This is a genomic window from Streptomyces sp. NPDC057136, assembly GCF_042670885.1.
In the GTDB taxonomy this organism is placed as follows: domain Bacteria; phylum Actinomycetota; class Actinomycetes; order Streptomycetales; family Streptomycetaceae; genus Streptomyces.
Genome location: NZ_JBHUUV010000010.1, coordinates 17342 through 42164 on the forward strand (window position 1 = coordinate 17342; position 24823 = coordinate 42164).

Below are 24823 nucleotides of genomic sequence, written 5' to 3' on the forward strand. Positions count from 1 at the left end.
TGCGTCAGCCCTTCACTGCGCCGGCGCTGAAGCCGGTGATCAGCCACTTCTGGATGAAGGCGAAGACGATCACCACGGGCACGGCGGCGATGACGCCGCCCGCGGCGAGCGCCCCCAGGTCGACGCTGTCGGCGCCGATGAGGGTGTTCAGACCGACCGGGATCGTCTGCTTGTCCTGTTCGCTGAGGAACATCAGAGCGAACAGGAAGTGGTTCCAGCTGTGCACGAAGGCGAAGGAACCGACAGCGATCAGTCCGGGCCGCAACAGCGGGAGCACGACCGCGCAGAAGGCGCGGAAGCGCGAGCAGCCGTCCACCCAGGCGGCTTCCTCCAGCGTCATGGGCACGTTTTTGATGAAGCCGCTGATCAGGATGATCGACAGCGGCAGCTGGAAGACCGTCTCGGCGATGATGACGCTCCCGAGGGAGTTGATCATCTGGAGGTTCCTGAAGATCTCGAAGAGCGGTACGAGCATCAGCGCGCCGGGGATGAACTGCGAGCAGAGCAGCGCCAGCATGAACGCGTTCTTGATCTTGAAGTTGAAGCGGGCCAGGGCGTAGCCGCCGGCCAGGGCCACCAGGGTCGTGGTGAACAGGGTGGCGACGCCGACGATCATGCTGTTCTGGAAGAAGATCGCGAAGCTGCGCTCGTTCCAGACCTTGGAGAAGTGCTCGCCCGTCATCGGCCAGGGCACCAGCGAGGTGGAGCCCGCGGGCCGTACGGCGAAGAGGAACATCCAGTAGAACGGGATGAGGGTGAAGAGCAGATAGATGCCCAGGGGCACATAGATCTGCCAGCGCGGTACGTCGTCGAAGGCGCGCTCGCGTCCGCGGCGGCGCCGTGCGGGCGGCGGCGGGGGGTTCCGTACGGGCTCCGGGGCCGTGCCCGTGTGCTTCTCGGCGAGTGCGGCAGTCACTTGTGGTCGCCTCCGAACTTGCTCAGGCGCAGATAGACGATCGAGCAGAAGAGGAGGATCACGAAGGCGACGGTGGTGAGCGCGGAGGCGTAGCCGAAGTCGTGGCCCTCGATACCGGTGTTGGCGACGTAGAGCGGCAGGGTGGTGGTCTCGCCCGCCGGTCCGCCGCCGGTGAGGGTGTACAGCAGGTCGACGTTGTTGAACTCCCAGACCCCGCGGAGCAGGGTGGACAGGATGATCGCGTCGCGCAGGTGCGGCAGGGTGATGTGGAAGAACTGGCGCATCCGGCCGGCGCCGTCGACCGATGCCGCCTCGTACAGCTCCTTCGACACGGACTGGAGGTCGGCGAGGATGAGGATGGCGAAGAAGGGGACTCCGCGCCAGAGTTCGGCGACCGTGGCGGCCCAGAAGACGGTGCCGGTGTCCGAGAGCACCGAGGTGCCGTAGTCACCGATTCCGGCGTCCGCGAGGTAACGGCTGAAGCCGGTCGAGGAGTTGTAGAGCAGAATCCAGATGGTGCTGGTGAGGACGCCGGAGACGGCCCAGGGCGAGAAGACCATCGCGCGGGAGATGCCGCGGCCGATGAAGCTCTGGTTCACGATCAGCGCGAGGGCGAGGCCCAGCGTGAGCTGGAGCGAGACCTGGACGACGACCCACTGGGCGCTGAAGCCGAGTGTCGTCCAGAACTGGTCGTCCTCGGTGAAGATGCGGGTGAAGTTGTCGAACCCGGCGAAGCCGTTCCGCCACGGCTTGGTGACGTTGTAGTTCTGCAGGCTGTAGTAGAAGACGCTGATCACCGGGTAGGCGATGAAGCCCAGCATCAGCAGCCCGGCGGGCGCGATCAGCAGGTAGGGCAGTCGGCGCGGGCTCGCCGAGCGACGCCTGGTCACCTTGGGCGGTTTGGCCACGGCTGCGGCTTGGGCCATGACACGTCTCCGTTCTGTGCGGTCTGCGGGTGTGGTGCGTGCGGTGCATGTGGTGCGCGTGGTGCATGTTGTGCGCAAGCGCTTCCCGCATGTCGTTCGGCCTGCCGAACAACGCGGTGCGCAGGAATTCTCTGCGGCGGTTCAGCCGGCGTAGGGGTCGGGCACGTCTCCCTGCCGGGCCAGGAAGGCGAAGTCGCAGCCGGTGTCGGCCTGGGTGATCTGGTCCTGGTAGAGCGCCCCGTAACCGCGCCCGTACCGGTTGGGCGGCGGTGTCCACTCGGCGCGGCGGCGCGTCAGCTCCTCCTCTGACACATCGAGGTGGAGCAGGCGTGCCCCGACGTCCAGGGTGATCGCGTCACCGGTACGGACGAGGGCGAGTGGCCCGCCGACGTGCGACTCGGGTGCGATGTGCAGCACGCACGCCCCGTAACTGGTGCCGCTCATCCGGGCGTCGGAGATCCGCACCATGTCCCGCACACCCTGCTTCAGCAGGTAGTCGGGGATCGGCAGCATGCCGTACTCCGGCATCCCGGGACCGCCCTTGGGTCCGGCGTTGCGGAGCACCAGCACGTGGTCGGCCGTGAGGGCCAGGGCCGGGTCGTTGATGGTGCGCTGCATCTCCTTGTAGTCGTCGAAGACGACCGCCGGACCGGTGTGACGCAGCAGGTGCGGCTCGGCGGCGATGTGCTTGATGACCGCGCCGTCCGGGCAGAGGTTGCCACGCAGCACCGCCACGCCGCCCTCCTCGGCGAGCGGGTTGTCCCGCTCCCGGATGACGTCCGCGTCGTGCACGAGCGCCCCGTCGAGCTGCTCGCGCATCGAGGTGTGCGAGACGGTGGGACGGTCCAGATGCAGTACGTCGGTGAGGCGGGCCAGGAATCCGGGCAGCCCGCCGGCGAAGTGAAAGTCCTCCATCAGGTACTTCCCGCCGGGGCGGAGGTTGGCGAGCACCGGCACGGTACGGGCGATGCGGTCGAAGTCGTCCAGGGTGAGCTTCACCCCGGAGCGGCCCGCCATGGCGATCAGATGGATGACGGCGTTGGTGGAACCGCCGAGCGCGAGGACCGTGGCGACGGCGTCCTCGTACGCCTGCGCCGTGAGGATCTTCGACAAGGTCAGCTGCTGCCAGACCAGTTCGACGATCCGGATGCCCGACTGCGCCGCCATCCGGTCGTGACCGGAGTCGACGGCCGGGATGGACGAGGCACCCGGCACCGTGACGCCCAGCGCCTCGGCGGCGGCCGTCAGCGTCGACGCCGTGCCCATCGTCATGCAGTGGCCGGGCGAACGGGCCAGCCCGTTCTCCAGCTCGGCCATCTCGCAGTCACCGATGAGCCCGGCCCGCTTGTCGTCCCAGTACTTCCACATGTCCGTGCCGGAGCCCAGGACCTCGTTGCGCCAGTGGCCCGGCAGCATCGGACCCGCGGGGACGAACACGGTCGGCAGGTCGACGGACGCGGCGCCCATCAGCAGCGCGGGCGTCGACTTGTCGCAGCCCCCGAGCAGCACGGCACCGTCGACCGGATAGGAGCGCAGCAGCTCCTCGGTCTCCATCGCCAGCATGTTGCGGTAGAGCATGGGGGTCGGCTTCTGGAAGGTCTCCGAGAGGGTGGAGACCGGGAATTCGAGCGGGAAGCCGCCCGCCTGCCAGACCCCCCGCTTGACCGCCTGCGCGCGGTCGCGCAGATGGACGTGGCAGGGATTGATGTCGGACCAGGTGTTGAGGATCGCGATGACCGGCTTGCCCAGGTGCTCTTCCGGGAGGTAGCCGAGCTGACGGGTGCGGGCACGGTGGCTGAACGAGCGGAGCCCGTCCGTGCCGTACCACTGGTGGCTGCGCAGTTCCTCGGAGGTGAGGCGAGCGGTCATACGGACCACCCGGCGACCTGGTCGGCGACCTCGGCGCGCTGCGCCTCGGGCAGCACCCTGCTGGGTGCGCGGACATCGCGGCGGCAGAGCCCGAGCGAGGCCAGGGCCTCCTTGACGACCGTCACGTTGTTGGCGGACTGCCGGTCGGCGCGCAGTTCCTCGAAACGGCGGATCTGCTCCCAGACCTTCATCGCCGCCGCGTAGTCCCCGGCCCGCAGGGCCTCCAGCATCGTCAGCGAGACGCCGGGGGCGACGTTGACGAGGCCGGAGGTGAAGCCGGTGGCGCCGGTGGCGAAGTAGGAAGGGGCGTACAGCTCGGCGAGGCCCGCGACCCAGACGAAGCGTTCAAGGCCTGCGTCCCGGGCGAAGGCACCGAAGCGGGCCGCGTCCGGCACGGCGTACTTCACGCCGATGACGTTGGGGCAGCTGTCGGCGAGAGCGCTCAGCGCCTCGCCGCCGAGCAGCGGGTTGCGGATGTACGGGACGACGCCGAGTTCGGGTACGGCTTCGGCGATGGCCCGGTGGTAGTCGATCCAGCCGTCCTGCGAGACGTACGGGTGCACCGGCTGGTGCACCATCACCATCTCGGCGCCGGCGTCACTGGCGTGCCGCGCGGCGGCGACGGCGGTCGGCACGTCGTGTCCGACGCCCACCAGGACGGTGGCGCGGCCGCCCGTCTCGTCGATGGTCAGCTCGGTGACGGCCCGCCGCTCGTCGGGCGTGAGCGCATAGAACTCCCCGGTGTTGCCGTTCGGGGTGAGGATGCGGACGCCGCCGTCGAGCAGCCGTCGCAGCAGGGCGCGGTGCGCCGTCGTGTCGATGGTCCCGTCCTCGGCGAACGGGGTCACCGGGATGGCCACGACATCTGCGAGGGCCGCCTTCAGCGGAGTGAGGTCCATGCGGACACGCCTTTCGTCTGTGTGCTGGTGGTTCACGCCGCGTCACCCCCGTCTACGTCGTCGGGGAAGGCGCGGCGCACGAACGACGCGATGTGGTCGTGCAGAGCCCCGGCCGCCGCCGCGGCGTCGGCGGCGAGCGCGAGCCGCAGGATCTCCCGGTGCTCGGCCGCCTCCCGCTCCCAGGTCGGAATGGCCGACCAGGCGACGGTCGACACGAGGGCGGCCTGATCGCGGATCTCGTCGAGCATCCGCGCGAGCAGCGGGTTTCCACAGGGCAGGTAGAGCGCCCGGTGGAAGTCCCGGTTGGCCAGGGAGCGTTCGGCCTTGTCCTGCGCCGAGTCGGCCCGCTCCAGGGCCTCTTGGGCCTCGTCGAGCGAACCCTTGCGGGCGATCGAGCGGCGCAGCGCCTCGGGCTCCAGGAGGAGCCGTACGTCGTACACCTCGCGGGCCATGGTCGCGTCGACGAGCCGTACGGTGGCGCCCTTGTACTGACTCATGACGACGAGCCCGGTACCGGCCAGCGTCTTCAGGGCCTCCCGCACCGGGGTCTTGGACACCCCGAACTGTGCGGCGAGTTCGGTCTCCACCAGTGCCTGCCCTGGTCTCAGCTGCGCGGTGAGGATCGCGTGCTTGATCGCCTCCAGCACGTACTGGGTGCGGGACGGAATCGGGGTGGGCGCAAAGGTCATGGGTGAAGGGCTCTCACATCTCGCGTATCGCGTCTCATATATGACGTACGAAGTACGACGCGATGAAGCTAGAGCTGCCCCGAATGTTTCGTCAACGCTTCTGCCAAAAGAAAATCAGGCCCGTCCAGGGGCAGTTGAGGACGCAATGCGGCCGAAGGTACGCAACTAGGGCATCCGCCCGATGCCGCCGAGGCCCCTTAGAAGCCAGCGTCGGCACAGTGAAAGACGTACTGCGCGACCGCACAGCCGCCCTCTGCCTGGCCGGCGTCCTCGTCTCCGGCTTCGGGACCTCCGCGATGTGGCTCACCGCCGGCATCTGGGTCAAGTCCCTCACCGGCTCGGACAGTCTCGCGGCGCTGACGGTCTTCGCGATGTGGGCGCCGGTGCTCGTCGGACCGGCCCTCGGTGCGCTCGCCGACCGGATGCCCGGGAAACCGTTGCTGATCCGGGTCAATCTGGCCATGGCGGCATTGCTGGCCGCGCTGCCGCTGGCCGGCGCGGCGCACCGGGTCCCGCTGCTCTTCGCCGTGCTGGTCCTCTACGGAGTGAGCGGGGTGCTGCTCGACGCGGCCGAGTCCTCGCTGGTCGCGCAGACGGTCGACGCCCGGCTGCTCGGCGACTTCAACGGGCTGCGGACGACGGCGAACGAGGGCATGAAACTCCTCGCACCACTGGCGGGCGCGGGCCTGTTCGCACGTTTCGGCGGCGAGGTGGTGGTGCTGCTCGACGCGGTGACGTTCGCCCTGGCCGCGCTGCTCCTCACCCGGATCCGGGTACGGGCGTCCGCCCCGGCGGCGACAGCATGGCGGCGGGGTGATCTGGCGGCCGGCCTGCGCGTGCTGCGGGGCTCGGCCGTCCTGCGGCCCCTGGTGCTCGCCGGGGCCGTGACGATGCTGCTCGCCGGGCTCAACGGGGCAGTGATCTACGCGGTGGTGGACGAGGGACTGGGCCACTCCCCCACGTACACCGGGGTGTTGTATGCGGCCCAGGGCGCTGGTTCCGTGGCGGTCGGGCTGCTGGCGGGTCCGCTGCTGCGGCGGATGCCGGAGCGGGTGTTCGCGGCGGCCGGGATCGCCCTGTTCGCGGTGACGGTGGGGGCGAGGGCGCTGCCGTGCGACGCGGTGGCCCTGGCGGCGAGCGCGGCGATCGGGGTGGGGCTGCCGTGTGTGCTGATCGCCGCGATGACGGCGGTGCAGCGGGAGACACCCGCTCCGGTCCTGGGACGCACGGCGGCCACCGCGGGCTCCCTGATGACGGCGCCGAACGCGGTGTCGCTGGCGCTCGGCGCGGGACTGGTCGCGGTGGCCGATGTACGGGTCCTGCTGCCTCTGGCCGGAGCGGCGGGGCTACTGACCGCGGCCGTGCTGGTCACGGGTCGGTGGGGGTGGCTGACGGGCACCCCCACCGACCCGCTTCCGTCATCGCCCGACGCGTGAGAGCGCGTCGGCGACGGCTTCGAGGTCCGGGCCGGAGGCCAGCCCGGCGTGGTAGAGCCGCAGTTGGTTGGCACCGAGCGAGGCCGCGTGGGCGGCGTCCCTGGCGAGTGTGCCGGGGCTGCCGCCCATCCCGGAGACGACGCCGAAGTTGGCGGCCAGCACACCGGACCCGCCCGCGAACGGCCCGAGGACCGCCTCGCGCGCCGCGTCACCACCGGTGCAGGGCAGCACCACACCGTCGGCGACGGACAGGATGTGCCGCGCATCGACACCCACGTTGGCGCCCGTACGGTACGGGGCGGGGTCGGCATGCAGCAGCACCTGGAACCCGGCCCCTGCCGCCTCCCGCACGGCGGCGACCGCGGACTCCTGGAGCGTACGGGCGACCTGGCCGCGCCACTGGAGGGTGGCATCGGCGAGCTCGGTACCGAGAAGCTCACCGACTCCGGACCAGCCCGCTCCGGCGGTGGCGGAGCCGGCCCAGACCGGCTCCAGCGCGCTCCGCACGGATGCACTCAACTCCTCTGCGTCCAGGCCCTGTTCACCGTATCCGGCCCGGCAGTCCGGGCAGAAGCAGAGCGACATCAGATACTGCGCCGCCTCCCCCAGGCCGACACCCGCGGTCTTGTCGTGGGCGTGCAGATGGGCGAAGCCGTACCAGCCGCAGGACTCCAGCTCGGTGCCGAGCGTCCCCTCGCGGACCGCCGCCTCGGCGGCCAGGTCCACCAGGTAGGCACGGACGGCGGGCTGCGCGATGCAGGGCGCCCACGGGTAGCGGTCGCCGTAGGCGTTGACCACCGAGATGTCCGGATGTTCGGCGCCCAGCCGGGAGTTGTGCGCGAGGACGACCCAGCTGTGCACCTGGAGACCGACGTCGGTCAGCGCCCGCGCCGCCTCCGCGTACGGGTCGGCGCCCGGCACCCAGGACTGCTCGTAGGGCCGCAACGCGCGCCCCGACCAGCGCGCCGCGTCCGGCGGGTAGAGCACGGCCGCGTACTCGGCGGTGACGATCCGGCGGCCGGGATGGCGCGGGGTCAGGGCCCGGGTCGAGTGGTAGGCGGAGGCGAGGGTCACCTGCTGGACACCGAGGCCGGCGATGCGCGCAGCGGCGTCCGGGTCGCCGACGACGTCCCAGGGGTAGAGGAAGGCCGAGGTCTTCACCCGCGCGCCACCGCCTCGTGTGCCTCGGTCCCGGAGGCCTCGATCCCGGAGGCCTCGATCCCGCGCGCCTCGATCCCGCGCGCCTCGATCCCGCGCGTCTCGAGCAGGGCGCGTCCGCTCGCGATGATGCCGACGAGCTCCTCGATGTGGGCAGCAGGCGGCTCCGTGAGAGGGGTGCGTACCTCTCCGACGTCCAGTCCCCCGAGCCTGACGGCCGCCTTCACCAGCGAGACGGCGTAGCCGTGCCCCTTGCCGCGCAGTTCGACCAGCGGCCGGTAGAAGTGGTCGAGCAGGGCGTTGACCAGCTCGTCGTCGCCCGAATCGAGGGCCCTGTAGAAGGCGAGGGCGATATCGGGGGCGAAGGCGAAGACGGCCGAGGAGTAGAGCGCGACGCCGATGCCCCGGTACGCGAGGCCGGTGAGTTCGGCGGTCGGCAGCCCGTTGAAGTACAGGAAGTCCTGGCCGGGCGACTGGGTGCGTACGGCACTGACGATCCGCTGCATCAGGTCGAGGTCGCCGAAGCCGTCCTTGAGACCGATGATTCCGGGCGTCCGGGCGAGCGCGACGACGGTCTCCGGGGTGAAAACAGCGTTGTCGCGCTGGTAGACGATCGTCTCAAGACCGGTGGCCGCGGCGAGCGCCGTGTAGTGGCGCAGCAGCCCTTCCTGACCGGCGACGACGAGGTACGGGGGCAGGGCGAGGAGCCCGTCGGCACCCGCCTCCTCGGCGAGCTTCGCGTACTGGATCGCGAGCGCGGTGCCGTATCCGGCGCCCGCGACGACGGGCACCCGCCCAGCCGTCTCCTCGACCGCCGCGGCGACGAGAAGCCGGAACTCTTCCGGGGTCAGCGCATGGAACTCGCCCGTGCCGCAGCACGCGAAAACCGCAGCCGCACCGGCGTCGATGCCGTCGCGCACATGCGCGCGGAAGGCAGTCAGGTCGATGGCACCGTCCGGCCCGTACGCGGAAACGGGGAAGAAGAGCGGCCCGGCGACTCGGGTGAGCCGGGCGGCAAGGGGGGCTGAGGTCACGGGCGCTCCCTGAGCAGGTTCAGGCGTGCACAATTATGATTAGCGTCCATATTCATGAACGATGCCACGCTAAGGCAGCCACCCTGCGCCGGTCAAGACAGGAACACCGACCCGGGAGAGGGACTCGCCCCGGACTCACTCCGGACCCACTCGCTCCACGAGACACTTGACGTGATCCGTCACGCGTTCGTAGCTTGTCCATGCATGTGAATGTCATCCATGGATTTGACGTGTTGCGCGCGTCTGTCACGTCCGCGACCGCACCGAGGAGATCCCCGAATGCCCGCTCCCCGTACCGTCCTGCTCACCGGCGCCGCCGGCGGCCTCGGCACCCTGATGCGTGCCCTGCTCCCTGCGTACGGCTACGAGCTCCGGCTCCTCGACCTCGTACCGATCGAGGGCGAACCGGACGCGATCGTCGCCGACCTGGGGGACAAGGACGCGCTCCGCGAGGCCGCGCGGGGCGTCGACGCGATCATCCACCTCGCGGGCATCTCCCTGGAAGCGTCTTTCGACAAGATTCTGCGCGCGAACATCGAGGGGACGTACAACCTCTACGAGGCCGCGCGCGAAGAGGGCGTGCGCCGCATGGTGTTCGCCTCGTCCAACCACGCCATCGGCTACACCCCGCGCCCGCTCCCCGGCGACCCGCTGATCCCGGTCGGTATCACCCGCCGCCCGGACACCTTCTACGGTCTCTCCAAGTCCTTCGGCGAGGACCTCGCCCAGCTCTACTGGGACCGGCACGGCATGGAGACCGTGTCCGTGCGCATCGGCTCGTGCTTCGAGGAGCCCACCTCGGTGCGGATGCTGTCGGTCTGGATGAGCCCCGCCGACGCCGCCCGGCTCTTCCACGCCGCACTCACCGCCGAGGACGTCGGGCACACCGTCGTCTACGGCTCGTCGGACAACACGCGTCTGTGGTGGGACCTGAGCACGGCCCGGTCCCTGGGGTACGAGCCGCAGGACGATTCCGAGCCGTACGCGGACAAACTCCTCGCCGAACAGGGCGAACTGGACCCCGCCAAGCCGGAGCACGCCCACATCGGCGGCCACTTCGTCACCGACCCGCCGATCTGGCCCCACTGACCTGAAGCCCGGGCGGGCCGAAATTCCGGTGACACTCCGCCGCACGCGCGGGCATCATGCGGGCCATGCCGAAGCCTTCCGGATTCCTGTACGAGCAGCACGCCGACGCGAGCGTCACGATCACCCACCACGGCCGTCCGGCGGGCACCCTGCGCGGGGGCCGGGCGGAGAAGTTCCTGACCGAGGTGACCGCGGGAGACGCCCAACTGGTCATGGCCCGCTGGACCGGGGCGTACAAGCACGGCAACGAACGCGCCGCCCGCAACCACCCCCGCAACCAGCGGGGCGGTCGCTGAACCCGTGCGGAGCAGGCGCGGCCAAGACCGACCCCGTTGCCGGTCGGCCTAAGGTAAGGGAACGGCAAAGCGGGGTCGTTCGTTACCCCGTGCATGACCGCAATGACCCCCGGCTCGAACATCCCTCTCTCCGCCGCCCGCGTGGCGGTGGACGTCGCCGCTCCCGTGCGCCTCGACGTCTCGGGCCTGCTGCTCACCGCCGATGGCAAGGTGCGCTCCGACGACGACTTCATCTTCTACAACCAGCCCTCGGGCTCCGGCGTGACCTATCGGTCCGGCGGCGGCTCGGCGCCCGACGCGATCGTGGTGGACACCACGGCGATCCCGCCCGGCATCGAGAAGGTCGTCGTCACCGCGAGCCCCGATGCCGCAGGCCAGTCCTTCCAGGGCATCGAGCCCACCGCCACCGTGCGCAACGCGGACGACGGCACCGCGCTCGCCACCTTCACACCGCCCCGGCTGGGCGCCGAGACAGCGCTCGTGGTCATCGAGATCTATCTGCGCAACGGCGCCTGGAAGGCCCGCGCCGTCGGCCAGGGCTACGCGAACGGGCTGGCGGGCATCGCCACGGACTTCGGCGTCTCGGTGGAGGAGCCCGCCCCGGCCGCCGCCCCCGCCCCGCCGGTCCCGCAGGCCGCCCCCGCCGACCCGCGGATCGTGCCCCCGGCCCCGGCGGCTCCGCCCGCCCCGCCTGCCGCCGCACCGGCACCCGCGGGCTCCGGCAAGATCAACCTGGACAAGGGCCGCGTCAGCCTCCAGAAGAACCAGACGGTCTCCCTCGTCAAGGGCGGCAAGCCGCTGCTCTCCCAGGTCAAGATGGGCCTCGGCTGGGAGCCGGCGTTCCGCGGCAAGGACATCGACCTCGATGCCTCCGTCATCGCCTACGGCCCCAACCGAAATCACCTGGACAGCTGCTACTTCGGCAAGCTCTCCATCCTGAACGGCGCGATCAAGCACTCCGGCGACAACCTCACGGGCGAGGGCGCGGGTGACGACGAGGTGATCGTCGTGGACCTGGGCCGCATCCCCGCCGAGGCGACCGGTCTGGTCTTCACGGTCAACTCGTTCACCGGCCAGAAGTTCACCGAGGTCGCCAAGGCGTACTGCCGGCTGATCGACGCGGCGACCGGCGAGGAGCTGGTCCGCTTCGACCTGACCGACGCGGAGCCGCAGACCGGCGTGCTGATGGCCAAGCTGATCAAGCAGTTCTCCGGCGAGTGGGAGATGACGGGCATGGGCGAGTTCGTGAAGTCGCGCACGGTCCGGGGCATGGTGAAGCCCGCCGCCAAGTCCCTGTAACACGGCGACGGGCAAAGCCCGGAAACGGCTTCCGGGGCACCTGATGACTCTCAGGTGCCCCGGGTCCGGAGATTCTCCAGGCGGACGCTGTATGAGCTCGTGATCCTTCTCAGAGCTTGGTCAGCTTGGAGTACGGGCTCAGAATCCTCCCCTGTCGCCCAGAGAAGTCGATGAGGACCGCATCGTTGTCGCCCTCGACAGCGAGGATTCTGCCGAGCCCGAACTGGTCGTGCGACACCCTGTCGCCCACATCGAAACATTCGACCGGTGGGGCCGCCTGGGCCGGGCGGTTGAAGGGACTGGAAGGCAGGTGACGCCGGGAACCGGCTGACTGTTTCATTACCTTGAGTATGCGCCTTGCGAGCGTCCGACGCCATGCCCGACCACTCCTGGGGGCGCAGTAGTGCCGGATTCGTAATCAGCCGTTCCGGTGCCCAGCACGGCTTCTGCCCGCTGCCACCAGGGGCGCTATCCGGAATGCCGCCCGGGAACGCCCCCCGAAGGTGTGGCGGTTCTCGCTTCTCGACGGGGCGCGGCCGACCCCCACGTCGGCCTCCCCCACAGCGTCACCACGGGCTGTATGCGCACGCCGACTTTCCGTGACGATCAGTCCGACGTCGTGCTGCCCGACGCGGCGCCGGGCCGGTTCGGCTGACGCTTCCAGGGCCCGGTGATGGCGAGCAGGATTCCGGGCGTCTGGATGTTCGCGAAGAGCGTCTTCCCGTCGGGCGAGAAGGTGACTCCGGCGAACTCGCTGTACGAGGGGTCCTCGTCCGTTCCCACGTTGAGGTCGTTGCGCGCGATCGGGTACGTCCGGCCGTTCTCCGTCGCACCGAAGAGGTGCGAGATGCCTTCGCCGTCCTCGGCGATGACGAGACCGCCGTACGGCGAGACGGTGATGTTGTCCGGGCTGTCGAAGGCGCCGTCCTTGGACGGGTCGGGGTTGATGCCGAGGAGCACCTTCAGGGTCAGCGTGCGGCGCTTGGGGTCGTAGAACCAGACCTGTCCGTCGTGCTCGACGGGGCTCTCCTCGCGGGCGTACGAAGAGACGAGGTACGCGCCGCCGTCGGCCCACCACATGCCTTCGAGCTTGCGGGCCCGGGTGACGTCCAGCTGGCCGAACTGCTTGCGCACGGGGACGGTCTTCGCGTCGCGGTCGGGTACGTCGACCCAGTCCACGCCGTACACCGTGCCGATCTTCGTGGCACGGGACAGGTCGTCGACGAACATGCCGTTACGGTCGAAGCACTTGGTGGCCTGGAGGACACCGGCGTCGTCCGCGAGGGTGCGCAGCTTGCCGCGGCCGTGCTTGAAGCCCTGCGGCGGGACCCAGCGGTAGAACAGTCCGTTGGGGCCGGAGGCGTCCTCGGTCAGGTAGGCGTGGCCACTCCTGGGGTCGATGACGACCGCCTCGTGGTCGTACCGGCCGAACGCCTTGACGGGCCGCGGGTCACGGTTGGCGCGCCGGTCGTAGGGGTCGACCTCGAACACGTAACCGTGGTCCTTGGTCATCCCGTTCTGGCCGGCCTTGTCCGAGTTCTCCTCGCAGGTCAGCCAGGTGCCCCAGGCGGTGGAGCCGCCCGCGCAGTTGGTGGAGGTGCCGGCGATGCCGACCCACTCGGCGGTGCGGCCGTCGTTACGGGTCTCGACGACCGTGCAGCCGCCGGACGCGGCGGGGTCGTAGACCAGGCCGTCGGCGAGCGGGACGGGGTACTTCCATTTGGAGCGGGGGCCCTTGAGCTCGTGGTTGTTGACGAGCAGTGTCACTCCGCGCGGGCCCTCGAAAGCGGCCGTGCCGTCGTGGTTGGAGGGGGTGGGCTCGCCGGACTCCAGCGTGGTGACACCGCTGTGCGTGACGATCCGGTACGAGAATCCGGCGGGCAGCGCGAGGATGCCCTCGGGGTCGGGAAGCAGCGGCCCGTACCCGGGCGACTTGTCGTGACCGTGCCCGCGACCGTCCTCGGAGCCGTGGCCCCGGCCGTGCTCCGGGTCCTCGGCGGCGAGGGCGCCGGGCGCGGTGGCGAGCGCGCCGACCGCACCGGTGAGGGCGATACCCGCACCGGTGAGGGCGGACTGCCGGGTGAATTCCCTGCGAGTAAAGGACATCGCGGACTCCATGTGAGGTATCGGGCCGGGTGGATTGCGCGCCCAGACTCCCTCCCTCACACCAACGGAGGTTGAACAAAGAACGACTTCGAGCGGCATCCTTCCTGTGAGGCTGTGGCCAGAGATGCCTGTGACCTGCCGAGTCCGGAATCCGTGCGCCCGGGACTCCACCGCACCCTGAGCCGACACCCGCAGCGAGGACGCCGCGCGGGTTGCCGCGCCGTCAGCCGCTCTTCCTCGACCGCGCCTTGAACGCCGCCTTCCGCGCTTGCTTCGCCGCCTTCTTGTCGCTGTGCAGCCGCCCCATCGCCTCCAGGACCTCCGCCGTGCCGGGGTGGTCCACCCGCCACACCTCGTCGAAGAAACCGCTGTGCTGACCCGAAAGGCCCTCGACCAGACCCTGGAGTTCGTTCAGATCGCCGTCGGCGTCGAGCTGGGCGGCGATCGTGTCGACGGCCAGCCAGAAGATCATCGACTCCGGTGGCGCGGGCACGTCGGCCGCACCCCGTTCCGCGAGCCAGACCCGCGCGAGACCGCCCAGTTCGGGGTCGTCGAGCACAGCGCGCACGGCAGGCTCCGCCTCGGGACCGGCCAGGGCGAGTGCCTGCTGGCAGTGGAGCCGACGCAGCGGCGCGCCCGCGTCGGAACCGCGCGAGGCGCTCAGCAGCTCGCGCGCGGCCGTCACCGCACCGGCGCTCCCGTGCCGGCCGAGCCACAGCTCGGTCTCGGCGCGGACGGCGGCCTCGGGGTAGTACGCGATGCCCGCGAGGAGCTCCTCGGCCCCCTTCTCCGCGAGGTCGCCGATCGCGGGAGCGTCCACGCCCGCCTCCAGCATCCGGGCCCGGATGCCGTACAGGCCGAGGGGGGTGAGCTTCACCAGCCCGTAGCGGGTGACGTCCTCCTCGTCGGCGGGCAGCGCGCCGTCGTCGCCCTCCTCGGTCAGCAGCGTCTCGTCCAGCGGCCGGTACTCGACGATGCCGATGGGTTCGAGCACCCGGAACTGGTCGTCGAGGCGCATCATCGCCTCCGACACCTGCTCCAGGACGTCGTCGGTGGGCTCTCCCATGTCGTCGGGCACGATCATCGAAGCGGCGAGGGCGGGCAGCGGCAGCGGTCCCTCACCGGGACCGGCGTCCGAGACGGTGAGCAGGTACAGATTGCCGAGCACCCCGTCGAGGAACTCCGCCTCCGCCTCCGGGTCCCAGTCCAGGGCGTCGAAGTCGATCGAACCGTCCTCGTTGACGAGGTCGGCGAAGTCGTCGAAGGCCGGCGCGGTGGCATCGGCGTACACGGCCTCCAGGCCGTCGAGCCAGATCGCCAGCACGTCCTGCGGGGAGCCGCCGGTCAGCAGGGCCAGGCTCTCGCCGACGGTGACGGTGCCCTCCGCCTCTCCGCCTTCCGGGCCCGCGTCCCCGTCCCCTTCCCCGTCCTCGGAGTCCGCGGGGTCCTCGACGTCGAGGAGCCCGGTGTCGACCGCGAGGCGCCACGCCTCACTGGCGTACGCGGCACCGTCCTCGTCGTCGTCGAGGCCCAGGTGCGCGGCCGCCGCCGGCAGCTGCGCCTCGACCAGCTCACCACCGGCACCGACCCGCGTCCCGGGTCCGGCCCAGCGAGCGAGCCTGACGGCACGGGCGAGCAGCGGAGCGGCGAGCGCGTCCCGTGCCAGCTCGGCCTCGGAGTGCAGCCGCACCGGCGGCAGGGAGGGGCGCTCTGCGGACATCAGGTGGTTCTCCTCGGGAGGGCGACTCGGGCGTACCTGACGGGTACGGAGTTCAGGCCGCCCAAGCCTAGACGCACTTCACTCCTCGCCACCCGGGACCATGCTCAAAGCGGGCGTGTATCGGTTCACCCGCCGCCTGTCACTCCGGGGAACGTCCGCACCTTCTGCCATTGGGGGGTCGGGGACCCGACCCCGTCACCGGGCCCGGCGAGTGCGTCGATGTGCGCCTGCGCGCTTTCCCACTCCGCGTAGTTGAGTACGCGGGTCCCGTCCGTCCCGACGTGGAAGTGGCCGGAGATACCGCCCGGAGCAGGGGCCGGATCGGTGCCCAGCGCCTCGAACACCGCGTCCACCCACTCCCGTTGGCGGGCCGGGTCGGGCCCTTCGAACTCGACGTCCACGATCACGACGGCCCCCGGCTCGCGTACCTCGCCCTCCCCCGGCGCCGTGGAGCGGTACAGCTCGAACGCATGCAACCCGAGCCGCTCGATGCCGGGCACGGCGGCGTCGATGTCGGCGTTCCGGTCGTCCCTGCCGTTCGCGACGAAGGCCCGGTAGCTCTCCTCGCCGGACCACTGCGAGTAGTGCAGCAGCGTCCTGCCGTCCTCCCCGGTATGGACGGTGTACGAGAGCAGCCCGGGGTGCGGCCAGTCGCGGCCGCCCCATGCCTTGCGGATGGCGTCGACCGTCTGCCGCTGCCGCTCGGGGGTGCCGACGTCCCAGGTGCTCGCTTTGACGATCCCGGCGTCGGAACGGGTGAGTTCGGGCCGGGAGATGAACTGCACGGACATGGCGGTGATCCCTTCTCGGCCCGCCCCTGCGGCACGCCTGTGTTCACCACCCTCGTAGGTCAAGTGCGCTTGAGGTCAAGGGAGGATCCGCACGGGGGTCAGCGCGGGGCGCTTCGCCGTGCGGCCGTCGCCGGAGGAGTGTCCCCTGATCCGGCGGACCGCCCACAGCCCCAGGAAGTTCGCCGCCCAGCCCGCCTCCACGGCCGCCCTGCGGATGACGGAGCGGGCGGGAAGGGGCGGCAGCGGTGCGGCCCAGTCGTCGTGTCCGGGCACACCGAGCGCGTCGGCCATACCGGAGGCGATACGGGAGTGACCCAGCGGCGCGGCGTGCAAACGGTCCTGGCTCCAGAGGCGGGGGTCCACCGTGGCGGCCTGCGGGAAGGTGTCGAGGACGAGGGCGCCGTGCCGGGCCGCGGCCTCCCTGATCCGGGCGTCGAGGTCGAGGACCCGGGGCACGGCTCGCCGGGCCAGGGGTGAGATGCGGCCGATGTCGGGGAAGGTCACGGTGACCACCGTGGCGCCGGACGCGGTCAGCGCGGCGAACATCTCCTCCAGGTCGGCGGCGATCCGTGCAGCGTCGAAGCCGGGGCGCAGGAGGTCGTTCATCCCCGCCACGACGGTGACGAGATCGGGCCGCAGCGCGAGGGCGGGCTCCAGCTGTTCCGCCTTCACCCGGGCGGCGAGCCTGCCCCGTACCGCGAGGTTGGCGTAGAGCAGTTCGGGGTCGCCGTCGGCCAGGATGTCCGCGAGGCGGTCGGCGAAGCCGCGATGACCACGGAGGTCGTCGCCGTCTCCGAGCCCTTCCGTCTGACTGTCGCCGACGGCCACGTACCGGGTGAAGGTGCGTCTGTTCGTCACGCCCGGACCCTCCTTGGGGTCAGTTGGATTCCTGCACGCGCCAGGCAGTCATGTTCAGCTCGTCCATCAGCCGGATGTCGTGCCCCACCAGGGGGAAGACCCGGGCGCCCGTGTCCGGGGCGGCGGCGATCTCCAGCGCGTCGCCCTCGATGAGGTCGCCGCCCTCCTGCGTGGACACCCAGGCGAGGGTCGAGTGCACGGTGCCGCCCGGCTTCAGCGTGACCGCCGCGGTGCCCGGGTCGCCGCCGAAGTACGAGCCGCCCGGATTGACCTTCACCGGGAGCCGCTCGCCTTCCTCGCCCAGGGCCTGGACCGACGGGTAACCGCTGACGGGGTACGGCTTCTCGCCGCAGTTGGTGAGGGTGAGAACGACGGCCCGGTGGAACATCGCCGTCTGCACCTCCCCCATGTCCACGAGCACACCGGATGCGGGGCAGTCGCCCTGCACGGTGGGGGTGGGTGAGGGACCCTGCCCCTGCGCGGGGACGTCGGCCGCGGGCGGCGCGGAGGGCAGCTCGATGCTCGCGGGCGGGGCCGTGGTGCTCGCCGGGATCGGCGTCGGCCCGGGCTCACCCTCGCCCGCCGGGACGAGGAACCCGGCACAGCCCGAGAGGACCAGCGCGCCTGCGGTGAACAGGACCGCCGAGACCGGTCCGCGTACCCGCTTGCATGCTGCCATACGTCCGCCCCGCGTCGGCCTGCCGTTCGTGCGTTCGATCATGCCAGACACGGCAGCGCGCTACAGGAACTCTTCAGCACATCTACACCGTCACCCGAAGCAGAACTAAGTAGACCTTCACGGTCCGACCACCGACAATGCGGACATGACAGCCGACACCACCACTCCCCCACCCTTCGGCCGCGCCCTCTGCGCCATGATCACGCCTTTCACCGCCACCGGTGACCTGGACCTGGACACCGCCCGGCAGCATGCCTCCCGGCTGGTCGCCGAGGGGTGCGACGGGCTCGTACTCAGTGGCACGACGGGCGAGTCACCGACCACGACCGACGCCGAGAAGACCGCACTGCTGCGGGCGGTACGGGAAACGGTCGGCAAGGCGGTCCCGCTCGTCGCGGGCGTCGGCAGCCCGGACACCCGGCATACGCTGCGGCTGGCACGGGAGGCCGAAGAGGCGGGCGCCGACGGCCTGTTGGTGGTGACGCCGTACTACAGCCGGCCGCCGCAGGCCGCCGTGGAGACGTACTTCTCCCGCGTCGCGGACGCCGTCGGCATCCCACTGATGGTGTACGACATCCCCGGCCGCACGGGCACCAGGATCGAACCGGAAACCCTGCTGCGGCTCGCGGAGCACCCCCGCATCGTGGCGGTCAAGGACTGCAGCTACGACCTGCTCGCCGCCACGAAGGTGATGTCGAGGACCTCGCTCGCCTACTACTCGGGATGCGAGGAACTGAACCTACCGCTGTACGCGCTGGGCGGCGCGGGCTATGTGAGCACGGTCGCCAATGTGGCACCGCGCCAGATGCGGGCCGTACTGGACGCCTTCGACACGGGGGACACCGCCGGGGCCGCCCACCTCAACGAACTCACCATCGAACTGGTCGAGTTGATGATGGCATCCGGACTCCCCGGCACCGTAACGGCAAAGACCCTGCTGCCCACGGGCCCGGTCCGCGAACCCTTGCAGCCCGCCGGCGATGAGGCGGCCGACGCCCTGCGAGGGGCCCACGAAAGGCTGCTCGCCGCTACGCTCGCCGAGAGGCCCTGAGCCCCCGGAACGTCACGAACGTCACCGGGTGTGCTCCGGCACGGAGGGGAACGTCATGCTGGGGGTCGTCGCCACCCTGGTGCCCCGGTGGCGCAGGGCGCCTACCCTCAAATCGCCGGACCAGCTCGGCATTTCAAGCCCGTCCGGCGATTGAGGACAAACGACTGCCGGCCGCGACCGGTGCCAGATACCGCTCGTCGCCTTAGTTGTGGTGGTGCAGGATCTCGTTGAGGCCGCCCCACACCGCGTTGTTCGGGCGGGCCTCGACGGTGCCCGTGACCGAGTTGCGGCGGAAGAGGATGTTCGAGGCGCCGGAGAGCTCGCGGGCCTTGACGACCTGGCCGTCGGGCATCGTGACGCGCGTACCCGCCGTGACGTACAGCCCGGCCTCGACGACGCACTCGTCGCCCAGCGCGATGCCGACGCCTGCCTCCGCGCCGACCAGGCAGCGCTCGCCGATCGTGATGCGGACGTTGCCGCCACCGGAGAGGGTGCCCATCGTGGACGCGCCGCCACCGATGTCGGAGCCGTCGCCGACGACGACGCCCGCGGAGATGCGGCCCTCGACCATCGAGGTGCCGAGCGTGCCCGCGTTGAAGTTGACGAAGCCCTCGTGCATGACGGTCGTACCGGACGCGAGGTGCGCACCGAGCCGGACACGGTCGGCGTCGGCGATCCGTACGCCCTTGGGCGCGACGTAGTCCGTCATCCGCGGGAACTTGTCCACCGAGGTCACCTGGAGGTGCAGACCGTCGGCGCGGGCGTTCAGCCGGACCTTCTCCAGCTCGTCGACGGCGACCGGACCGAGCGAGGTCCAGGCGACGTTGGCGAGGAGGCCGAAGACCCCGTCGAGGTTCTGCCCGTGCGGCTGGACGAGCCGGTGGGAAAGCAGGTGCAGACGCAGGTACGCGTCGTGCGCGTCGAGCGGCTTGTCGTCCAGCGAGGAGATGACCGTGGCGACGGCCACGACCTCCACACCGCGGCGGGCGTCCACGCCGATGGCCCTGGCCGCGGCCTCGCCGAGCCGGTTCACGGCCTCGTCCGCCGTCAGGCGCTGCGTACCGGCCGGGCCGGGCTCGGCCGCCAGCTCGGGGGCGGGGAACCAGGTGTCGAGGACGGTGCCGTCACCGGCGATGGTGGCGAGGCCGGCGGCGACGGCGCCGGTGGTGCGGGGGGAACCCTGGGAAGTCGTGTCGGTCATGACCAAAACCTAACCGGCCGGGGGCCGCGCGGGCGAACCGGTCTCAGCGTCCGGCCGCCGGACGGGCCCGCCCGGCGGCCCGCCCGGCGCACCGGTCTGTACGGGCTTTCCGGGTTCGCGCAGCCGCCTCGCTGCCAGTACGGCCGCCCCCGCCCCGCCCGCAAGCACCGCGCAGACCGGCCAGAGCAGTGCGGGCGCGGCCGCGTACAGCGCGCCTCCGAGCGGCGGCGCGAGCACCTGGCCGCTGATCGAGACACCCGCGTACAGGCTCTGGAAGCTGCCCTGCGCGTGGGCGGGCGCCTGGTCGGCGACGTACGCGGTGGCGGTGGTCTTGTAGAGGATCTCCCCCGCGGTGAGCGACACCATCATGGTGACGGCGAACAGCGCGCCGGCGCCGGGGATCAGCACGGCGTAGCCGGCGCCCACGAGCAGCAGGCCGGTTCCCACGATGCTCAGCGGCGCCCGATTGCGCAGCGCGTGGGCCGCGGGCAGTTCGAGGCAGAGGATGACGCCGCCGTTGATGGCGAGCAGCCAGCCGTAGAACTGGGTGCTCCGGCCCTGGTCGGCGAGAAAGACGGGCAGCGTTGAATACAGCTGCCGGTAGACGAGGTCGACACAGACGATCGCGGCCAGCAGAACCAGCACGGCCGGCCTGGCCAGCAGTTCGCGCCGCAGCGCGGGGGCTGCCGGGTCGTGCGAGGGCCGGCTGTGGGCGGTCCCGCGGGCCGGGAGGACCTTGGCCGTATACGCGGCGAAGAGCAGCGTACCGAGACCGTCGGCGAGGAAGAGCCAGTCGTACGAGAAACGGGCGGCGACCAGCGCTCCGAGCGGCGGCCCGACGGTGAAGCCGCCGTTCGACGCGAACCGCGTGAGGGCGAAGCTCTGCCCGCGGCTCCCTTCGGGGACGGAGACCGCGACGAGTGCGGCGTTCGCGGCGCGTACGACCCCGGAGGCGTACTGGGTGAGCGGCAGGACCGCGTACAGGCCGGCGACCGGCAGGACGGGGAGCGTGACGAGCGCGGCGCCGCTGACACAGGCCCCCAGGAGGAGCATCCGGCGGTGGCCGTACCGGTCGCCGAACCAGCCGCCGGTGAAGTTCCCCGCGACCAGCCCGATTCCGCCGATGCCGCTGATCACCCCGGCCTGGGTGACGGACAGGCCGCGCGGTCCGGTGAGATACACGAACAGATAGACGAACGTGAAGCTGACGACCGTGTTGAGGAACGCACCGAACGCCAGGAACCGCACCGTCCTCGGCACATCCCGCAGCATCCCCATCCGAACCGCCCTCCCCCGAGGCCCTCCAAGTGAGTTCCTCTTAGGAACGGACTATGGCAGCATGCTTTTCGCAGGTCAACCGAGTACACATACAGACGACCCCAGGAAATGAAGCAGGAAGCAGGACGGAAGAAGGGACGCCATGCCCCAGCGAACCAGCCTGGCCGACGCCGACTGCGCGATCGCCCAGGCCCTCGACGTCGTCGGCGACTGGTGGACCCTGCTGATCGTGCGCGACACCGCACGTGGGGTGCACCGCTTCGACGCGCTCCAGCAGGAACTCGGCGTCTCCCGCAAGGTGCTGACCGAGCGGCTGCGGCTCCTGGTCGACGCGGACGTACTGTCCCGCGACCCCTACCAGGACCGGCCGGTGCGGTACGAGTACCGGCTCACCCCACGCGGCCGCGCCCTGCTGCCTGTTCTCATCGCGCTCCAGGACTGGGGCGACGCCTGGGTGTCGGGAGACGGAGAGACGATGGCGACAGCGAGCGAGGCGTCCAAGGAGGCCGCACGGGTCCACGCCCTGGTGGGCACGCGCCTGCCCGAACTGCAACTCCTCGACCACGAGGGCGAGTTGCGAGATCCGGTCGCCGACACCCCGTACACCGTCCTGTACTGCTTCCCGGGTGCGTACGCCCGCGCGGACGCCTACCCTCCGGGATGGGGCGAGATCCCGGGCGCGCGCGGCTGCACGCTCGAATCGTGTACGTACCGGGACCAGCTGGCCGAATTCGCCGCGGCCGGCGCGACCGTGCATGGAGTCTCCACCCAACGCCCGGACGAACAGCGGGCGTTCGCGGACCTGGAGGGGCTGCGCTTCCCGCTGCTCTCCGACGCCGGACTCACCCTGACGGCGGCGCTGCGCCTGCCCACGTTCCGCGCGGCGGGCGTCAGCAGGCTCAAGCGGCTGACCCTGGTCGTGGACCGGGACCGGAGGGTCCGCGAGGCGCTGTACCCGATCGCGGACATCGAGGCGAGCGTGCGAACAGCGCTTGCGGTGGTCCGCGACAGCGCGAGCCGGTCAGCGGCGGAGGGGGACGCTACGGTGTCCCGACCGGTACATCGGACGACTGTACGAACAACAACATGACGGAGAAGCAGTGTCGCAGGATGCAGGGTGGGGCGGCGCATACGGAGGCGCGCATCTCGGGGGCTCGCCGTACGGCGGGGGCGTGTACGGCGGACCTCCCGGGCCGCCGGGATGGGGCGGCTGGGTTCCGCCGCCCAAGCCCGGGGTGATACCCCTCGCACCGCTGAAGCTGGGGGACCTGCTGGGCGGTGCCTTCGCCACGATGGGCCGGTACTGGAAGCAGCTGTTCGGCATGGGCCTCGCGCTGTACGGCGGAGCCGCACTCGTGATGGCGGCGGCGCTGGCCATCGCCTACTCAGCCGTCGGCGACCATCTGGAGCGCCTCGTGTCGCTCTCCGTGGACGAGGAGCCCGCGTCCTCCGACGTCGTGCCGCTGCTGACCGCCTTCGGTGTCGTCGCGCTGCTCGGCATCGTCCTCATGGTGCTGGCGTCCGCCCTGATGTACGGGGCCGTCCCGGCGATCCTCCAGGACGCGGTACTGGGCCGACAGGTCACCTTCGCCACCGTGTGGCGGCGCTCCCGGGCGCGCGTGCCTGCCATGATCGGCGCCGTGTTCCTCACGGGTCTGATCGCGGCCGTCCCGTCCGTGCTCGTCATTGTCGCCTTCATCGCCATGATGACCGCCTTCATCACCCTGGACAGCGGTTCCGGCGCCCTCACCGTCATGTCGCTCGGCGCACTGTTCGCCCTGCTCACGGCGCCGGTGTCGATCTGGCTCTGGGTGAGGTTCTCGCTGGCCCCGGCGGCCGTGGTCTTCGAGGGACAGGGTCCCGTCGAGGCGATGCGCCGCTCGTCCCAGCTGGTGCGCGGCGACTGGTGGCGGGTGTTGGGGATCTCGCTGCTGGCGTCCGGCATGACGGCCGTCGCCGCCTACATCATCCAGATGCCGTTCTCGTTCCTCGGCATGTTCCCGACCATGATCACCACCGCGGACCTCGACTCCGACCCGAGCCCCACCGCCGTGATCATCGCGATGAGCGGTTATCTGGTGGCGACGCTGATCGGGCAGATGGTCGCCCAGATCATCTCGGCGACCTTCCCGCAACTGATGAACGGCCTGCTCTACGTCGACCGCCGGATGCGCACGGAGAACCTGGGCCCCGTCCTCGCCGAGGCCGCCGCCGTACCCCCGCAGGACGGCACCCCGCAGTACGGCGGATAACGGGCCCCGCGCCACTCGGCCCATGGCTTGGCCTCTCAGTCCAGGAGCGACCGCTTCGGCCTGAGCACGCAGAACTCGTTGCCCTCCGGGTCCGCCAGCACCACCCAGCTCACGTCCGCCCCCTGTCCGACGTCCACCCGCCGTGCGCCGAGCCCGATGATGCGCTCCACCTCGGTGGCCTGGTCGTCGGGGGTGAGGTCGATATGCAACCGGTTCTTGACGGTCTTCGGCTCCGCCACCGGGACGAAGCACATGCCCGGCAACGCGAACTCGTCGGCGCCGATGACGATCTCGTCCTCGGCCTCGAAGAGGACCCGCCAGTCCAGCACCGCGCACCAGAACCGGGCGAGGGCGGGCAGATCGTGAGTGTCGACGACGTGGTGGTACAAGCGAACGGCCATGCCCGCCAGTCTGCCCGGCGGGCACGGCCGTTCGCCACTCCGAATCGGGGTCGGCCGGAATGCGGTCACCCTCCGCCGAGAAGTCCGCGAGCCGGGAACAGTCGTCGGGCCGGCAGCGGGTCCTCGGGGGGCGACGGCACGTCGGCGGACGACCGCAGCACGGCCAGATGCCGTTCCCTGGGGACCGGGGTGAATCCGATGTCCCGGATCTGCGGGCTGTCCCACTGCGCGTCGAGCAATCGTACGCCGACGGCCCCGAGCCGGTCCGCAAGATCGGCGATCGCCACCTTCGAGGCGTCGGAGCGCCGGTGGAACATCGAGTCCAGGCTGAAGACCGCCCCGGTCTGCATGCCGTACGCCCCACCGATGAGTTCGTCGCCCTCCCAGACCTCCACGCTGTGTGCCGACTGCCGTGCGTTGAGCAGGATCAGACTCTGCCGCAGTTCCTCCGTCAGCCACTGCGGGCTGCGCCCGCGCCGGCACTCGTCGAGCACCCGGGAGAACGCCCGGTCGACCGTGGTGATCCAGCCCAGCCGGTTGCGGAGCCTGCGCGTCAGACTGTGCCCGAGGTGGATGTCACGGGGAGACGCGACGGGCCGAGGGTCGGGTGACCACCAGGCGACTTCGTAGGGATTGCGCTCCCCGTCCCCCACGACCGCGATCGCCCCGGCGTCGACCTCCGCTTCGAACAGCGCCTCGTTCATCTCGCACGCGTAGGCGTCCGGTGCGGGGAAGGGGTACAGGCCCGCGCGGTACGCCTCCAGCACCGTCCCCGGACTCAGATCTCCGCAGAACGCGACAGGTCCGCTCCCGGGCGCGTGCGCGAGGTCGAGCGATGCCCAGGAGCCGCAGCGGTTCACCATGCACGTGGTCCT

The 24823-nt window shown here is 70.7% G+C and carries 23 protein-coding genes and 1 pseudogene; 7 read left to right on the top strand and 17 right to left on the bottom strand.

Annotated features, from left to right (window positions below):
• Positions 1 to 4: 4 nt before the first annotated feature.
• The 5 genes from ACFT7S_RS14895 to ACFT7S_RS14915 form a co-directional block, all read right to left on the bottom strand.
• Entirely contained in the window at positions 5 to 916 is a 912-nt protein-coding gene (locus ACFT7S_RS14895) for a carbohydrate ABC transporter permease (RefSeq protein WP_382731424.1), read from the bottom strand.
• Positions 913 to 1842: a carbohydrate ABC transporter permease gene (locus ACFT7S_RS14900; protein WP_382731427.1), complete on the bottom strand. Its 930-nt coding sequence runs from the start codon at positions 1840 to 1842 to the stop codon at positions 913 to 915. Before ACFT7S_RS14900 ends, ACFT7S_RS14895 begins: the two co-directional genes overlap by 4 nt.
• Before the next feature lie 141 nt (positions 1843 to 1983).
• Positions 1984 to 3711: an L-arabinonate dehydratase gene (gene araD / locus ACFT7S_RS14905; RefSeq protein WP_382731429.1), complete on the bottom strand. Its 1728-nt coding sequence runs from the start codon at positions 3709 to 3711 to the stop codon at positions 1984 to 1986.
• On the bottom strand, positions 3708 to 4610 hold the full coding sequence (locus ACFT7S_RS14910) for a dihydrodipicolinate synthase family protein (protein WP_382731432.1): 903 nt from the start codon (positions 4608 to 4610) through the stop codon (positions 3708 to 3710). The genes araD and ACFT7S_RS14910 overlap by 4 nt, the downstream gene beginning before the upstream one ends.
• 32 nt (positions 4611 to 4642) lie before the next feature.
• Positions 4643 to 5299, bottom strand: a complete 657-nt coding sequence (locus ACFT7S_RS14915; RefSeq protein ID WP_382731434.1) for a GntR family transcriptional regulator — start codon at positions 5297 to 5299, stop codon at positions 4643 to 4645.
• Between the two features lie 218 nt (positions 5300 to 5517).
• On the opposite strand from ACFT7S_RS14915, the gene ACFT7S_RS14920 reads away from it, so the two are divergent.
• Positions 5518 to 6735, top strand: coding sequence for an MFS transporter (locus tag ACFT7S_RS14920; RefSeq protein WP_382731436.1), 1218 nt, complete (start codon positions 5518 to 5520; stop codon positions 6733 to 6735).
• Here the strand turns inward: ACFT7S_RS14920 and ACFT7S_RS14925 are convergent.
• Together ACFT7S_RS14925 and ACFT7S_RS14930 are read right to left on the bottom strand one after the other, a co-directional pair.
• On the bottom strand, positions 6718 to 7896 hold the full coding sequence (locus ACFT7S_RS14925; protein ID WP_382731438.1) for a hypothetical protein: 1179 nt from the start codon (positions 7894 to 7896) through the stop codon (positions 6718 to 6720). The two genes, ACFT7S_RS14920 and ACFT7S_RS14925, sit on opposite strands and share 18 nt — an antisense overlap.
• On the bottom strand, positions 7893 to 8927 hold the full coding sequence (locus ACFT7S_RS14930; protein ID WP_382731440.1) for a 5-dehydro-4-deoxyglucarate dehydratase: 1035 nt from the start codon (positions 8925 to 8927) through the stop codon (positions 7893 to 7895). The genes ACFT7S_RS14925 and ACFT7S_RS14930 overlap by 4 nt, the downstream gene beginning before the upstream one ends.
• Before the next feature lie 279 nt (positions 8928 to 9206).
• Between ACFT7S_RS14930 and ACFT7S_RS14935 the strand changes: the two genes are divergently transcribed.
• The 3 genes from ACFT7S_RS14935 to ACFT7S_RS14945 all read left to right on the top strand — a co-directional run bounded on the left by ACFT7S_RS14935 (position 9207) and on the right by ACFT7S_RS14945 (position 11611).
• A complete protein-coding gene (locus ACFT7S_RS14935; RefSeq protein ID WP_382731442.1) occupies positions 9207 to 10016 on the top strand; it encodes an NAD-dependent epimerase/dehydratase family protein in 810 nt (269 codons plus the stop codon).
• A gap of 65 nt (positions 10017 to 10081) precedes the next feature.
• On the top strand, positions 10082 to 10312 hold the full coding sequence (locus tag ACFT7S_RS14940; RefSeq protein ID WP_382731444.1) for a hypothetical protein: 231 nt from the start codon (positions 10082 to 10084) through the stop codon (positions 10310 to 10312).
• Between the two features lie 93 nt (positions 10313 to 10405).
• Positions 10406 to 11611 carry a TerD family protein gene (locus tag ACFT7S_RS14945; RefSeq protein ID WP_382731447.1) on the top strand — a complete coding sequence of 402 codons (1206 nt, stop codon included), beginning with the start codon at positions 10406 to 10408 and terminating at the stop codon, positions 11609 to 11611.
• A 109-nt stretch (positions 11612 to 11720) separates the two neighbouring features.
• Here ACFT7S_RS14945 and ACFT7S_RS14950 read toward each other — a convergent pair whose 3' ends face one another.
• From ACFT7S_RS14950 to ACFT7S_RS14975, 6 genes and pseudogenes are all read right to left on the bottom strand, one after another.
• Complete coding sequence (locus ACFT7S_RS14950) at positions 11721 to 11951, bottom strand: hypothetical protein (protein ID WP_073720249.1); 231 nt, start codon at positions 11949 to 11951, stop codon at positions 11721 to 11723.
• A gap of 266 nt (positions 11952 to 12217) precedes the next feature.
• A complete protein-coding gene (locus ACFT7S_RS14955) occupies positions 12218 to 13717 on the bottom strand; it encodes an alkaline phosphatase PhoX (protein WP_382731450.1) in 1500 nt (499 codons plus the stop codon).
• A 223-nt stretch (positions 13718 to 13940) separates the two neighbouring features.
• On the bottom strand, positions 13941 to 15437 hold the full coding sequence (locus ACFT7S_RS14960; RefSeq protein ID WP_382731453.1) for a hypothetical protein: 1497 nt from the start codon (positions 15435 to 15437) through the stop codon (positions 13941 to 13943).
• Between the two features lie 78 nt (positions 15438 to 15515).
• Positions 15516 to 16228 (bottom strand): annotated as a pseudogene (locus ACFT7S_RS14965) (antibiotic biosynthesis monooxygenase).
• Positions 16229 to 16303: 75 nt separating this feature from the next.
• Positions 16304 to 17086 carry an SGNH/GDSL hydrolase family protein gene (locus ACFT7S_RS14970; RefSeq protein WP_382731455.1) on the bottom strand — a complete coding sequence of 261 codons (783 nt, stop codon included), beginning with the start codon at positions 17084 to 17086 and terminating at the stop codon, positions 16304 to 16306.
• Between the two features lie 19 nt (positions 17087 to 17105).
• Positions 17106 to 17765: a DUF4232 domain-containing protein gene (locus ACFT7S_RS14975; protein ID WP_382731458.1), complete on the bottom strand. Its 660-nt coding sequence runs from the start codon at positions 17763 to 17765 to the stop codon at positions 17106 to 17108.
• A 145-nt stretch (positions 17766 to 17910) separates the two neighbouring features.
• Here ACFT7S_RS14975 and dapA point away from each other — a divergent pair, with 145 nt between their 5' ends.
• Complete coding sequence (gene dapA, locus ACFT7S_RS14980; protein WP_382731461.1) at positions 17911 to 18816, top strand: 4-hydroxy-tetrahydrodipicolinate synthase; 906 nt, start codon at positions 17911 to 17913, stop codon at positions 18814 to 18816.
• A gap of 202 nt (positions 18817 to 19018) precedes the next feature.
• Here the strand turns inward: dapA and dapD are convergent, their stop codons facing one another.
• Together dapD and ACFT7S_RS14990 are read right to left on the bottom strand one after the other, a co-directional pair.
• The gene (dapD, locus tag ACFT7S_RS14985; protein ID WP_382731464.1) at positions 19019 to 20017 is read right to left on the bottom strand and encodes a 2,3,4,5-tetrahydropyridine-2,6-dicarboxylate N-succinyltransferase; all 999 of its coding nucleotides are present in this window, start codon (positions 20015 to 20017) and stop codon (positions 19019 to 19021) included.
• A 9-nt stretch (positions 20018 to 20026) separates the two neighbouring features.
• Positions 20027 to 21295 carry an MFS transporter gene (locus ACFT7S_RS14990; RefSeq protein WP_382731467.1) on the bottom strand — a complete coding sequence of 423 codons (1269 nt, stop codon included), beginning with the start codon at positions 21293 to 21295 and terminating at the stop codon, positions 20027 to 20029.
• Positions 21296 to 21437: 142 nt separating this feature from the next.
• Between ACFT7S_RS14990 and ACFT7S_RS14995 the strand changes: the two genes are divergently transcribed.
• Both ACFT7S_RS14995 and ACFT7S_RS15000 read left to right on the top strand, forming a co-directional pair.
• Complete coding sequence (locus ACFT7S_RS14995; RefSeq protein WP_382731469.1) at positions 21438 to 22385, top strand: winged helix-turn-helix transcriptional regulator; 948 nt, start codon at positions 21438 to 21440, stop codon at positions 22383 to 22385.
• Between the two features lie 10 nt (positions 22386 to 22395).
• Entirely contained in the window at positions 22396 to 23547 is a 1152-nt protein-coding gene (locus ACFT7S_RS15000; protein ID WP_382731472.1) for a hypothetical protein, read from the top strand.
• A 35-nt stretch (positions 23548 to 23582) separates the two neighbouring features.
• Here ACFT7S_RS15000 and ACFT7S_RS15005 read toward each other — a convergent pair whose 3' ends face one another.
• Together ACFT7S_RS15005 and ACFT7S_RS15010 are read right to left on the bottom strand one after the other, a co-directional pair.
• Positions 23583 to 23948, bottom strand: a complete 366-nt coding sequence (locus ACFT7S_RS15005) for a VOC family protein (protein ID WP_382731475.1) — start codon at positions 23946 to 23948, stop codon at positions 23583 to 23585.
• 65 nt (positions 23949 to 24013) lie between these two features.
• Complete coding sequence (locus ACFT7S_RS15010) at positions 24014 to 24811, bottom strand: leucyl/phenylalanyl-tRNA--protein transferase (protein WP_382731477.1); 798 nt, start codon at positions 24809 to 24811, stop codon at positions 24014 to 24016.
• Positions 24812 to 24823 lie beyond the last annotated feature (12 nt).